Annotated in this window: 12 protein-coding genes; 7 read left to right on the forward strand and 5 right to left on the reverse strand. The window is 65.0% G+C overall.

Annotated elements, in window-relative coordinates; all coding sequences use genetic code 11:
• Positions 1–67: 67 nt before the first annotated feature.
• From ftsX to ftsY, 3 genes are read right to left on the reverse strand one after another with little or no spacing between them, the layout of a single operon-like run.
• Entirely contained in the window at positions 68–1,090 is a 1,023-nt protein-coding gene (ftsX, locus tag POS17_RS28680; RefSeq protein WP_016967615.1) for a permease-like cell division protein FtsX, read from the reverse strand.
• Positions 1,087–1,758, reverse strand: coding sequence for a cell division ATP-binding protein FtsE (ftsE, locus tag POS17_RS28685; protein WP_060841550.1), 672 nt, complete (start codon positions 1,756–1,758; stop codon positions 1,087–1,089). The genes ftsX and ftsE overlap by 4 nt, the downstream gene beginning before the upstream one ends.
• Entirely contained in the window at positions 1,755–3,287 is a 1,533-nt protein-coding gene (ftsY, locus tag POS17_RS28690; RefSeq protein ID WP_060841551.1) for a signal recognition particle-docking protein FtsY, read from the reverse strand. The genes ftsE and ftsY overlap by 4 nt, the downstream gene beginning before the upstream one ends.
• 355 nt (positions 3,288–3,642) lie before the next feature.
• On the opposite strand from ftsY, the gene POS17_RS28695 reads away from it, so the two are divergent.
• The 5 genes from POS17_RS28695 (at position 3,643) to POS17_RS28715 (ending at position 9,000) form a co-directional block, all read left to right on the forward strand.
• Positions 3,643–4,998 (forward strand): M16 family metallopeptidase, encoded by a 1,356-nt coding sequence (locus POS17_RS28695; protein WP_060841552.1) that lies wholly within the window; start codon positions 3,643–3,645, stop codon positions 4,996–4,998.
• Positions 4,991–6,481 (forward strand): M16 family metallopeptidase, encoded by a 1,491-nt coding sequence (locus tag POS17_RS28700; RefSeq protein WP_060841553.1) that lies wholly within the window; start codon positions 4,991–4,993, stop codon positions 6,479–6,481. The genes POS17_RS28695 and POS17_RS28700 overlap by 8 nt, the downstream gene beginning before the upstream one ends.
• A complete protein-coding gene (gene rsmD, locus POS17_RS28705) occupies positions 6,481–7,101 on the forward strand; it encodes a 16S rRNA (guanine(966)-N(2))-methyltransferase RsmD (RefSeq protein WP_060841554.1) in 621 nt (206 codons plus the stop codon). The genes POS17_RS28700 and rsmD overlap by 1 nt, the downstream gene beginning before the upstream one ends.
• Positions 7,102–7,175: 74 nt before the next feature.
• A complete protein-coding gene (locus tag POS17_RS28710; RefSeq protein ID WP_060841555.1) occupies positions 7,176–8,177 on the forward strand; it encodes a hydrolase in 1,002 nt (333 codons plus the stop codon).
• Entirely contained in the window at positions 8,170–9,000 is an 831-nt protein-coding gene (locus tag POS17_RS28715; RefSeq protein WP_060841556.1) for an AraC family transcriptional regulator, read from the forward strand. Before POS17_RS28710 ends, POS17_RS28715 begins: the two co-directional genes overlap by 8 nt.
• Positions 9,001–9,152: 152 nt before the next feature.
• Here the strand turns inward: POS17_RS28715 and POS17_RS28720 are convergent, their stop codons facing one another.
• The gene (locus tag POS17_RS28720) at positions 9,153–10,007 is read right to left on the reverse strand and encodes a sulfurtransferase (protein WP_060841557.1); all 855 of its coding nucleotides are present in this window, start codon (positions 10,005–10,007) and stop codon (positions 9,153–9,155) included.
• Between the two features lie 33 nt (positions 10,008–10,040).
• The gene (locus POS17_RS28725) at positions 10,041–10,712 is read right to left on the reverse strand and encodes a TetR/AcrR family transcriptional regulator (protein WP_060841558.1); all 672 of its coding nucleotides are present in this window, start codon (positions 10,710–10,712) and stop codon (positions 10,041–10,043) included.
• Positions 10,713–10,856: 144 nt separating this feature from the next.
• On the opposite strand from POS17_RS28725, the gene POS17_RS28730 reads away from it, so the two are divergent.
• On the forward strand, positions 10,857–12,287 hold the full coding sequence (locus POS17_RS28730; RefSeq protein ID WP_060841559.1) for a coniferyl aldehyde dehydrogenase: 1,431 nt from the start codon (positions 10,857–10,859) through the stop codon (positions 12,285–12,287).
• Positions 12,288–12,314: 27 nt separating this feature from the next.
• Complete coding sequence (locus POS17_RS28735) at positions 12,315–12,860, forward strand: hypothetical protein (RefSeq protein ID WP_060841560.1); 546 nt, start codon at positions 12,315–12,317, stop codon at positions 12,858–12,860.
• Positions 12,861–12,985 lie beyond the last annotated feature (125 nt).

The following is a 12,985-nucleotide window of genomic DNA, read 5'->3' on the forward strand; positions in this document are numbered from 1 at the left end:
AAAATTGACCGGAAACCGCGAAACAAGTTCCCAAATATTCAGAAAGGTCAATACAAGCAAAAAGACATTACTTCGGTGCCAGCTCCCTCAGGTGGCGGGCCACCGCAATCCACGCACCGATATAACCCAACAGCACCGCCCCAAGCAAGAGCGACAGACCATCGGCAACCGGTACTCCTGCGAGGGCAAAATCACTGCCATACAGGCCGGCCAGACCGACCACCGCGTCGTTCAACCAGTCCAGGCCGAACGCCAGTACCCCCCAGGACAGAATCCCCGCACCGAAGCCATACAGCGCGCCCATATAAAGGAAGGGACGTCGTACATAGCTGTCCGTGCCGCCGACGAGTTTAATCACTTCTATCTCGGTGCGGCGGTTTTCAATATGAAGACGAATGGTATTGCCTATCACCAAAAGTAATGCAGAAACCAACAGCACCGTCAGACCGAAGACAAAACGGTCCCCCAGCTTGAGGATCGCCGCCAGTCGCTCGACCCAGACCAGGTCCAGCTGCGCCAGTTGCACCTTGGGCATGTCCGCCAAACGCTGGCGCAAGGCTTCAAGCGTAGCCTTGTCCACCTCGTTCGGCGTCACCAGCACCACACCCGGCAACGGGTTGTGCGGCAACTCGCGCAAGGCCTCCCCCAGCCCGGACTGCTGCTGGAACTCTTCCAGGGCCTTTTCCTTGCTGATGAACTCGGCATCCGCGACCCCGGGCAGGCCCTTGATCTCGGTACTGAGTTTCTCGCCCTCGGCCGCCGAGGCGCCCAGCTCCAGGTACAGCGAAATCTGCGCCGCACGCTGCCAGGAACCGCCCAGGCGCTCGACGTTGTTGAGCAGCAGCGACAGGCCCATGGGCAGGCTCAGGGCCACGGCCATCACCAGGCAGGTAAAGAAGCTGCCGATGGGCTGCTTGCCCAGGCGCCGCAGGCTGTCCAGCAGGCTGGCACGATGGCTTTCGATCCAGGCGTGCAGCAGGGTGGCGAAATCCGGACCGTCGTCCTCGTCGCGTTTTTTCTTCGGCGGCGGCGCCTCGGAGGCCTTGGGCGCCACGCGCTCCGCCACTTTAGGGGTACGTGTTGCACTCATACGCCGGCCTCCCCATCACCGATCAATCGGCCGCGCTGCAGGGTCAGCATGCGGTGACGCATGCGCGCGATCAGCGCCAGGTCGTGACTGGCGATCAGCACGCTAGTGCCCAGGCGGTTGATATCTTCGAACACGCCCATGATTTCCGCCGCAAGACGCGGGTCGAGGTTACCGGTGGGCTCGTCCGCCAGCAGCAAGGCTGGACGGTGAACGATGGCCCGGGCGATGCCCACGCGCTGTTGCTGGCCGGTGGACAGATCGCCGGGGTACAGGTCGGCCTTGTCCGACAGCGCCACGCGCTCCAGGGCCGAGTCCACCCGCTTGGCGATTTCCGCCTTGGACAGCCCAAGAATCTGCAGCGGCAGCGCGACGTTATTGAACACCGTGCGATCGAACAACAGCTGGTGGTTCTGGAACACCACGCCGATCTGGCGCCGCAGGAAAGGGATCTGCGCATTGCTGATCTGCCCCAGATCCTGGCCGGCCAGCAGCAGCTTGCCCGACGTCGGACGCTCCATGGCCAGCAGCAGGCGCAGCAAGGTGCTCTTACCGGCGCCGGAGTGGCCGGTGACAAACAGGAATTCGCCACGACGGACGCGAAAGCTCAGCTCATGCAGGCCAACGTGGCCGTTGGGATAGCGCTTACCGACCTGTTCGAAACGAATCATGAACGCTCCCGCTCGGCAAACAGTGCCTGGACAAAGGGTTCGGCTTCAAAGGTACGCAGGTCATCGATGCCTTCACCGACCCCGATATAACGGATCGGCAGACCGAACTGCTTGGCCAGGGCGAAGATCACCCCGCCCTTGGCAGTGCCATCGAGTTTGGTCAGGGCCAGGCCGGTCAGTTCCACGGTCTGGTTGAATTGCTTGGCCTGGTTGATGGCGTTCTGGCCAGTACCGGCGTCCAGCACCAGCAGCACCTCGTGGGGCGCGTCGGCATCCAGCTTGCCGATCACCCGACGGACTTTCTTCAGTTCTTCCATCAGGTTGTCTTTGGTGTGCAGGCGACCTGCCGTGTCAGCGATCAGCACGTCAATGCCACGGGCCTTGGCCGCCTGCACCGCATCGAAGATCACCGAGGCAGAATCGGCGCCGGTGTGCTGGGCGATCACCGGGATCTTGTTGCGCTCACCCCAGACCTGCAGTTGCTCCACCGCTGCGGCGCGGAAGGTGTCGCCGGCCGCCAGCATGACTTTCTTGCCTTCCAGCTGCAGCTTCTTCGCCAGCTTACCGATGGTGGTGGTCTTGCCGGCGCCGTTGACGCCCACCACCAGGATCACGAAAGGCTTGTTCTGGGCGACGATTTTCAGCGGCTGCTCCACCGGCTTGAGCATGCTGGTGAGTTCGGCCTGCAACGAAGCGTAGAGCGCGTCGGAATCGGTGAGCTGCTTGCGCGCCACCTTCTGGGTCAGGTTCTGGATGATCACCGACGTGGCTTCGACCCCGACGTCGGCGGTCAGCAAACGGGTTTCCAGGTCTTCCAGCAACTCGTCATCGATGGCCTTCTTGCCCAGGAACAGGCTGGCCATGCCTTCGCCGATACTGGCGCTGGTCTTGGACAGGCCCTGTTTCAAACGGGCGAAGAAACCGACCTTGTTCTCTTCAGCGGGACGGACCGGCTCGACCACAGGCTCCGCCACCTGGGCAACCGGCTCGGCAACAGGAGCAGGAGCAGGAGCAGGAGCAGGAGCAGGAGCAGGAGCAGGAGCAGGAGCAGGAGCAACAGGCTCGGGGACGACCGGCGCCGGGGCCAGCGGAGCCTGCACCTCGATCACCGGGGCCGGGGCGACAACCGCCTCGACAACCGGCTCGGGCGCCGCGCTCAAGGCCGGGATCGGCGGCGTGACATGTTCTGCCTGCGTATCCTCCACCAGGGCCACCGGCTCTTCCGCTACCGGCAGCGTCAGCCAGGGCTTGTGCTCCGGGCTCGGAGTCAGGGGCAGCTCGGGGGCGACGGCCGCTACCGGCTCAGCCTCGACCCGGGGTTGCAGCACCGGCTCGCCGGTCGACAGCACCACCGGCTCGCTCGGGGCTACGCTGGGGGCGGTTTCAATGACCGGAGCCGGCGCTGGCTCGACAGGCACTTGCGGCTGTTCGACGACGGGTTCCTGCGGCTTTTTGCGCAGCCATCCGAACAGGCCTTTCTTCTCGCCAGCCGCGGCTGGGGTCTTTTTGTCGTCGTTGGAACCAAACATGGAGACGGCTATCTCAAGGTAGCGATGCGCCACTGGGCGCCTCGGTAAATAAATATTCGATGCAGAACAGACTGTGTTTATTCCAGCTTGTTCACGCGCAACATGTTGTCGAAATGCCCAAAAGCACTTCAGGGATCGATTTTACTAAAGGACTGGAACGGCAAAATCGGCGAAAAGTCGCAGTTTAGCTGACAAATCAAGGCTTATTGCCGGTAACTCATACAACCTGCTCAAGTACCTGCTGATCCACGAAGACCTGATAGGCGTGGCCGCCAGTAAAACGGATCAGTATCCTAGCACCTCCTCGCCCGCTGACGCTAAGAACACGCGGGCAGCCCAACAGGTTTAAAAACGAATGAATGCTCTAGCCCGCCGCGCTGCAGGCCTGCTGCTCAGCACAGTTTGTCTGCCCCTTGCAGCCCTGGCTGCCGACCCGCAACCCACCCACGAATTCACCCTCGACAACGGCCTCAAAGTGGTGGTCCGCGAAGATCATCGCGCGCCGGTGGTGGTGTCCCAGGTCTGGTACAAGGTCGGCTCCAGCTACGAAACCCCGGGCCAGACCGGTTTGTCCCACGCCCTGGAACACATGATGTTCAAGGGCAGCGAGAAGGTCGGCCCCGGCGAGGCCTCGTTGATCCTGCGGGACCTGGGCGCCGAAGAGAACGCCTTCACCAGCGACGATTTCACCGCCTATTACCAGGTCCTGGCCCGCGACCGCCTGGGCGTGGCCCTGGAGCTGGAAGCCGACCGCATGGCCAGCCTGCGCCTGCCGGCCGACGAGTTCGCCCGCGAAATCGAAGTGATCAAGGAAGAACGCCGCCTGCGTACCGACGACAAGCCGCTGTCCAAGGCCTACGAGCGCTTCAAGGCCATGGCCTACCCGGCCAGCGGCTACCACACGCCGACCATCGGCTGGATGGCCGACCTGAACCGGATGAAGGTCGAGGAACTGCGCCACTGGTACCAGGCCTGGTACGTGCCGAACAACGCCACCCTGGTGGTGGTCGGCGACGTCACCCCCGACGAAGTGAAGACCCTGGCCCAGCGTTACTTCGGCGCCATCCCCAAGCGTGACGTGCCACCGGCGAAGATCCCCATGGAGCTGGCCGAACCCGGCGAGCGCCTGATCACCCTGCACGTGAAGACCCAACTGCCGAGCCTGATGCTGGCCTTCAACGTGCCCAGCATCGCCACCGCCGAGGATCAGCGCTCGGTGCACGCCCTGCGCCTGGCCGCGGCCCTGCTGGACGGCGGCTACAGCGCGCGCATCCCGACCCAGCTGGAGCGCGGCGAAGAGCTGCTGTCCAACGGTTCCACCAGCTACGACGCCTACACCCGGGGCGACAGCCTGTTCATGCTCTCGGCCACCCCCAACAGCCAGAAGAAGAAAACCATCGCCCAGGCCGAAGCCGGGCTGTGGCGCCTGCTGGACCAACTCAAGACCACCCCGCCGTCCGCCGAGGAACTGGAGCGGGTGCGGGCCCAAGTGATTGCCGGGCTGGTCTACGAGCGTGACTCCATCACCAGCCAGGCCAGCGCCATCGGCCAGCTGGAAACCGTCGGCCTGTCATGGAAGCTGATGGACACCGAGCTGGCGGAACTGCAAAGCGTGACCCCGGAAGACATCCAGAAGGCCGCCCGCACCTATTTCACCCGGGAGCGTATGAGCGTGGCCCACGTACTGCCTGAGGAGTCCGCTCATGAGTAAGCGCAAGAATGCTTCACCGGTCCTGCTGGGCCTGGCCCTGGTCGCCCTGCTCACCGCCGGTGGCCTGTACCTGTCGCGCTCCGGCGAGAGCAATGCCAGCCAGGCCCTGGACAAGGCCAAGAGCAGCCAGAAGCTGCAATCCCTGGCCGAGCTGGATGGCAAGGCCCCCAGCCATCGCAACCTCAATGTGCAGACCTGGAACACCGCCGAAGGCGCCAAGGTGCTGTTCGTCGAAGCCCGCGAGCTGCCGATGTTCGACATGCGCCTGATCTTCGCCGCCGGCAGCAGCCAGGACGGCAACACCTCCGGCCTGGCCCTGCTGACCAACGCCATGCTCAACGAAGGCGTGCCCGGCAAGGATGTGGGCGCCATCGCCCGGGGCTTCGAGAGCCTGGGCGCGGATATCGGCAACGGCGCCTACAAGGACATGGCCGTGGTCTCGCTGCGCAGCCTCAGCGCCGTGGATAAACGCGAACCGGCGCTGAAGCTGTTCGCCGAAGTGGTGGGCAAGCCGACCTTCCCTGCCGACTCCCTGGCGCGGATCAAGAACCAGCTGCTCGCCGGTTTCGAATACCAGAAGCAGAACCCCGGCAAGCTGGCCAGCCTGGAACTGATGCAGCGCCTGTACGGCACTCATCCCTATGCACACGCCAGCGAAGGCAATGCCAAGAGCGTTCCGGGCATCAGCCTGGCGCAACTGCAGGCCTTCCACGCCAAGGCCTACACCGCCGGCAACGTGGTGATCGCCCTGGTCGGCGACCTCTCGCGCAGCGACGCCGAAGCGATTGCCGCGCAGGTTTCCGCCGCCCTGCCCAAAGGCCCGGCCCTGGCCAAGGTCGAGCAACCCACCGAACCCAAGGCCAGCATCGGCCATATCGAATTCCCGTCGAGCCAGACCAACCTGATGCTGGCGCAGCTGGGCATCGACCGTGACGATCCCGACTACGCCGCCGTATCCCTGGGCAACCAGATCCTCGGCGGCGGCGGTTTCGGCACCCGGCTGATGAGCGAAGTGCGCGAGAAACGCGGCCTGACCTACGGTGTCTACTCCGCCTTCACCCCGATGCAGGCCCGCGGCCCGTTCATGATCAACCTGCAGACCCGCGCGGAAATGAGCGAAGGCACCCTGAAACTGGTGCAGGACGTGTTCGCCGACTACCTGAAGAACGGCCCGACCCAGAAGGAACTGGACGACGCCAAGCGCGAACTGGCCGGCAGCTTCCCGCTGTCCACCGCCAGCAACGCCGATATCGTCGGCCAGTTGGGGGCCATGGGCTTCTACAATCTGCCGTTGAGCTACCTGGAAGACTTCATGCGTCAATCCCAGGAACTGACGGTGGAACAGGTCAAGGCCGCCATGAACAAGCACCTGAGTGTCGACAAGATGGTCATCGTCAGCGCCGGCCCCACCGTCGCGCAAAAGCCGTTGCCGCCCCCCACTGACAAACCCGCCGAGCAGCCGCTCGGGGTTCCGGAGCACTGATGGCCCGTCCAGCCCGTCCCAGCAAGAAACCCGTCCATAACCAGCACAATGGCGTGGGCCAGCTGCGCATCATCGGCGGCGAATGGCGCAGCCGCAAACTGAGTTTTCCCGATCTGCCGGGCCTGCGCCCGACCCCGGACCGGGTGCGCGAAACCCTGTTCAACTGGCTGGCGCCCTATGTCGCCGGGGCCAAGGTCATCGACCTGTTCGCCGGCAGCGGCGCGGTGTTCCTCGAAGCCCTGTCCCGTGGCGCCGCCACGGGCCTGGCCCTGGACAGCAGCAGCGTGGCCATCTCCAGCCTGCGCGAGCACCTGGGCACCCTGCGTTGCACCGTGGGCCAGGCGCAGACCGCCGACGCCCTGCGCTACCTGGAAACCCAGCCGGCGACGCCGTTCGACCTGGCCTTCCTCGACCCGCCGTTCAACCAGAACCTGCTGCCCGCCGCCTGCGCCCTGCTGGAAGAGCGCGGCTGGCTGGCGGACGACGCCTGGATCTACACCGAAAGCGAAACCGCGCCATCAACCCTGGGCCTGCCCGGACGCTGGCGCCTGCACCGTGAACAAAAATCCGGGCAGGTGTACTACTCGCTGTGGCAACGTATGGCAGACAACGCCGCGTAGCACCCGCCTACGTTCGGCCGGAACAAGGCGCGCACCCCGCCCGGGCTGCGCGCCGCTGCATCGAGATCCTCCCCGTGCCCGACTCGCCTGATCGTTTCATCCCCGCCTTCGGCCTTGGTAACCCGCACCTGCAGACCCTGTGGGGCCCGCTGTGGCGCCCGGCCACTCAGCTAGAGCGCCAGCGCGAACGCCTGTGGCTGGATGACGGCGACTTTCTCGATCTGGACTGGCACGGCCCCCATAGCGCCGAAGCCCCGCTGGTGCTGGTGCTGCATGGTCTGACCGGCTCGTCCAACTCGCCTTATGTGACCGGCCTGCAACAGGCCCTCGCCGCTCGGGGCTGGGCCAGCGCGGCCCTGAACTGGCGCGGCTGCTCCGGCGAACCCAACCTGCTGCCGCGCAGCTACCACTCCGGCGCCAGCGAAGACCTGGCTGCGGCCATCGCCCACCTGCGGGCCCAGCGCCCTCAGGCGCCGCTGTATGCGGTGGGCTATTCGCTGGGGGGCAATGTGCTGCTCAAGTACCTGGGGGAAAGCGGCAGCGAAAGCCCGTTGCAGGGCGCCACGGCAGTATCGGTGCCGTTTCGCCTGGACCAGTGCGCCGACCGCATCGGCCAGGGCTTTTCGAAGATTTACCAGGCGCACTTCATGCGCGAGATGCTGGCCTACATCAAGGACAAGCAGCGCCAGTTCCAGCACGACGGCCGCCACGACGGCCTGGCCACCCTGGCGCAACTGGGCCCGCTGACCAAGATGCGCACCTTCTGGGATTTCGACGGCCGGGTCACCGCGCCGCTGCACGGCTTTGCCGATGCCCAGGATTACTACCGCCGCGCCTCCAGCCGCTATTTTCTCGGCGAAATCCGCACCCCGACCCTGATCATCCAGGCCGCGGACGACCCTTTCGTGTTTCGCCACAGCCTGCCCGAAGCCCGTGAACTGTCCGCCAGCACCCGCTTCGAGCTGCAGGCCAAGGGCGGCCACGTGGGTTTTGTCGGTGGCAGCCTGAAACATCCGCGCTACTACCTGGAACAGCGCATTCCGCAATGGCTGATGGACCTGGACCGCCATGGCTAAGCCCACCCGGGAGTCGATCCGTTTCTGGCAGACCGAGCCCCTGGCCGGGGTCGAGTTGCTGGCCGCGCGCTATATCGAACAGCGCTTCGTGCCTCATGTGCACGAGGGCTATGTGATCGGCATGATCATGGCCGGCGCCCAGCGCTACCGCTATCGCGGGGCCGAGCACCTGGCGGGCAGCGGCACCCTGGTGCTGATCAACCCGGACGAACTGCACACCGGTGCCAAGGGCGTCGAGGACGGCTGGCTGTACCGGGCCTTCTACCCGGACAACCGGCAGATCCTCGGCCTGCTGGGTGAACTGGAGCTGCCCAACGGCAGCCTGCCGACCTTCGGCGCGACCCTGTATCGCGACCCGGACCTGGTGCAGGGGTTTGCCCGCCTGCACCACCTGCTGGAAAGCCCGGCCACCGCCCTGCAGCAACAGACCCAATGGCGAGAAATGCTGCTCCTGCTGTTGCAGCGACACGCCGGGGTCAGGGCGCCGGGTGCGCCCGGGCAAGAGCACCGGGCGATTGTCCAGGCCAAGGAATTGCTGCGCTCGCAACTGGCCGCGCCGCCGTCACTGGAAGAGTTGGCGGCGGCGGTGAACCTGTCGCCATTCCACTTCGCCCGGGTGTTTCGCCGGGCCACCGGGATTCCGCCCCACACCTGGCTGATGCAGCAGCGCATCGCCAAGGCCCGAGCCCTGTTGCGCGATGGCTGCCTGCCGCTGGAAGTGGCCACGCAATTGGGATTTGCCGACCAGAGTCACCTGAGTCGGCAGTTCAAGCAGGTCTATGGGGTGGCGCCGGCGGCTTATCGCAGCGCCGTCCTGCAGTAGGACGGTGCGGCTTTCGCGAGCACGTTCACGCCCGCTGCCGCCCACCCGTCCCTGTCGACGCTTTCGCGAGCAAGCTCGCTCCTACAGGTTCGTGGGGGCCTGCGAATCATAGGCGCTGGCTTGCCAGCGAAGAGGCCGACCGGGGCAGCCCGTCAGTCGCCCGTGGCGACAGGCCGCTGGGCATCGGTGATCCACTCGCTCCACGACCCGGCATACAGCCGTGCCAGGGGATAGCCGGCCAAGCACAAGGCGAACAGGTTGTGGCAGGCGGTGACCCCGGAGCCGCAGTAAGCCACCAAGTGCTCCGGAGAACGCCCGGCGAGTTTTTCGGCAAAACGCTGCTTGAGCTGCTGCGCCGGCAAAAAGCGCCCGTCGCTGTCCAGGTTGTCCGTGAACGCCGCGCATTGTGCCCCGGGAATGTGCCCGGCCACCGGATCGATCGGCTCCACGTCACCGCGAAAACGCGGCAAGGCCCGGGCGTCCAGCAAGGTCAGGTCCGGCTGGCCCAGACGCTGCTTCAAGTGCTCGGCATCCAGCAGCAAAGCGTGATCGGGCTGACCGCTGAAGTGCCCGCTCACACTGTCGGGGGCATCCAGGCTCAGGGGCAGGCCGGCGGCGTGCCAGGCGTTGAGGCCGCCATCGAGAATGAACACGCCATCACGCTTGCCCAGCCAGGCCAGCAACCACCAGGCGCGAGCAGCGTAGGCACCGGGACCGTCGTCATAGAGCACGATCTGGCTGTCGTTATCGATGCCCCAGGCCCGCAGCCGCGCCAGCAACTGCGCGGGATCCGGCAACGGATGCCGGCCGGTCACGCCCTTGATCACCGGCGCGCTCAGGTCGCGGTTCAGATCGGCGAAATGCGCCCCGGCAATATGCCCGTTGGCGTAGCTGCGCTGGCCGTAATCGGGGTCTTCCAGGGCAAAGCGACAATCCAGAATCACCAGGCCGGGCTGCTGCTTCTTCTGGTCCAGGGCAAGCGGGCTGATCAACTGCGCAAGGGGCATAGCGGGCTCCTGTGAATAAGTCGGAGGTTGATCCTACTGCACTTCTTCCAGGGCTTGGGCCAGGGGCACGTAAAACTCTTCGAACAGCGCATTGACCGCTTCACGGGCCTGCTCGGTGACAAAGCCGGCTTCCAGCACCAGCACCTGATAGACGCCGCGCTTGATGGCTTCTTCGCTCAGGTGGGTGGAGTTTTCCCGGGTGGTGCACAGAAAGCGTACCCAGGAGGTGAGGATGATCCAGGCATTGAGGGTCAGGGATTCGATCTGCACCTTGTCCATGGCGACGATTCCGGCGTCGACGAAGCGCCCGTAGATGGCCATGCCCTGGATCAGGCAGCGCTGGGAGAAACGCCGGTAGCGCGCGGCCAGTTCCGGGTCGCTGTCCAGCAGGTGCTCCAGGTCGCGATGCAGAAAACGGTAGCGCCACATGGCCGCCAGCAGCGCCTGCAGGTAATAGCGCTTGTCCTGCACGGTGACCGCGCGCCCGGGCGGCGGGCGCAGGAAGCTGTCCACCAGGCTTTCGTACTCGGCAAACAGCACGGCGATGATCGCCTGCTTGTTGGGGAAGTGGTAGTACAGGTTGCCCGGGGATATCTCCATGTGCGCCGCAATGTGGTTGGTGCTGACGTTGCGTTCGCCTTGCTGGTTGAAGAGTTCGAGGCTGAACTGGACGATGCGTTCGCGGGTTTTTATGCGTGGGGCCATGGGTGTGGGCTTTAATCAGAAGGCTGGGGTGCATCTTACGTTCTATCCCCCTGGGGATAAATCGCGACCGGCACCGGATGGTATTTGACAATTTAGAGCATAAGCTCTAAAAAACTAGCCACCCCCTGAAACCGGAGCCCGTCCATGTCTGCCGAAATCGCCTACCTGCAGGATTCCCTTCAGCAACAGGACGCGCTGCAAACACTGTTCGAAGCCCAGCGCCGGGCCTTTGCCGCCAACCCCATGCCACCCGCCGCGCAGCGCCAGCAATGGCTCAAGTCGCTGCACGACCTGCTCAACAACGAGCGCCAGGCACTGATCGACGCCATCAGCCAGGACTTCAGCAACCGCAGCGCCGATGAAACCCTGCTGGCCGAGCTGATGCCCAGCCTGCACGGCATCCACTACGCCCGCAAACACCTGAAGAAATGGATGAAGCCGTCCCGCCGCGCCGTGGGACTGGCCTTCCAGCCGGCCTCGGCCAAGGTGGTCTACCAGCCCCTGGGGGTGGTCGGGGTCATCGTGCCGTGGAACTACCCGCTGTACCTGTGCATGGGCCCGCTGGTCGGGGCGCTGGCCGCCGGCAACCGGGTGATGCTCAAGCTCAGCGAGTCCACCCCGGCCACCGGCCAGTTGCTCAAGCAACTGCTGGCGCGGGTGTTCCCCGAGGACCTGGTGTGCGTGGTGCTGGGCGAGGCCGAAGTGGGCATGGCGTTTTCCAAGCTGCGTTTCGACCACCTGCTGTTCACCGGCGCCACCAGCATCGGCAAACATGTGATGCGCGCCGCCGCGGAAAACCTGACACCGGTGACCCTGGAACTGGGCGGCAAATCCCCGGCCATCGTCTCCAGCAGCGTGCCGCTCAAGGACGCCGCCGAACGCATCGCCTTCGGCAAGACCCTGAACGCCGGGCAGACCTGCGTCGCCCCGGACTACGTGCTGGTGCCGGAAGAACGGGTCGGAGCCTTTGTCGAAGCCTATCGCCAGGCGGTCCGCGGCTTCTTTCCGACCCTGGCGGACAACCCCGACTACACCGCGATCATCAACCAGCGCCAGTTGAACCGGCTCAATGGCTACCTGAGCGACGCCACCAGCAAGGGCGCGCTGCTGGTGCCGCTGTTCGAGCAGAGCCAGGAGCGCCGCCTGGGCCACAGCCTGCTGCTCAACGTCACGGACGACATGAGCGTGATGCAGGACGAGATTTTCGGCCCGATCCTGCCCATCGTGCCTTACCGGACCCTGGATCAGGCCTTTGCCTACATCACCCAGCGCCCGCGTCCCCTGGCCCTGTACTACTTCGGTTACGACAAGGCCGAACAGCAGCGGGTGCTCAACGAAACCCACTCCGGCGGCGTGTGCCTCAACGACACCCTGCTGCATGTGGCCCAGGACGACCTGCCGTTCGGTGGCATCGGCCCGTCCGGCATGGGCCACTACCACGGCCACGAAGGCTTCCTGACCTTCAGCAAGGCCAAGGGGGTGTTCATCAAGCAGCGCTTCAACGCCGCGCGCCTGATCTACCCGCCCTATGGCAAATCGATCCAGAAGCTCATCCAGAAGCTGTTCATTCGTTAACCAGTACAACGCCGGGTAATAACAACAATGACCCCTAGTCTGTCTGCAACACCCGCGCTGTCACGGCGCGGCCTGCTGAAAATCGGCCTTTGCGCCAGCGCCTTCCTGGCCACCGCCGGGCTCGGCGCCAGCCTCAGCGGTTGCTCCGCCAGTACCCCCGCCAGCGGTTTCAGCATGCTGCGCAGCCATGACCTGCCATTCCTGCGGGCGCTGATTCCGGTGATGCTAGAAGGCGCGGTGGCGGCGGACAAGATGCCCGCCGCCGTCGAGGGCACCCTGGCCAGCCTGGACAATGCCCTGAACCACCTCTCGCCGGAGATGTTCAAGCTCACCCAGCAACTGTTCGATGTGCTGGGCATGGCGGTGACCCGCGGCCCGCTGACGGGGATCTGGGGCAGTTGGGAGAACGCCAGCGCGGACGACATCCGGCACTTCCTCAGCCGCTGGGAAAACAGCGTCCTGGCCCTGCTGCGCATGGGCCATGCCTCGTTGCTGCAACTGGTGATGATGGCCTGGTACACCCGCCCCGAGTCCTGGGCCCATTGCGGTTACCCCGGGCCACCGAAGGTCTGATCGGGTGGTGTAGACGCTGCCACTGGCTGCGCGAGCGCTGGGTTCGCGGGGCGATGGGGCAGCGGCTGGGGATCGTCAAGCAAGGCCCTGCGGGCCTTTTCGCAGCTTCGCAGGCTCAGCAGCGG

Source organism: Pseudomonas sp. Os17 (assembly GCF_001547895.1).
In the GTDB taxonomy this organism is placed as follows: Bacteria; Pseudomonadota; Gammaproteobacteria; order Pseudomonadales; family Pseudomonadaceae; genus Aquipseudomonas.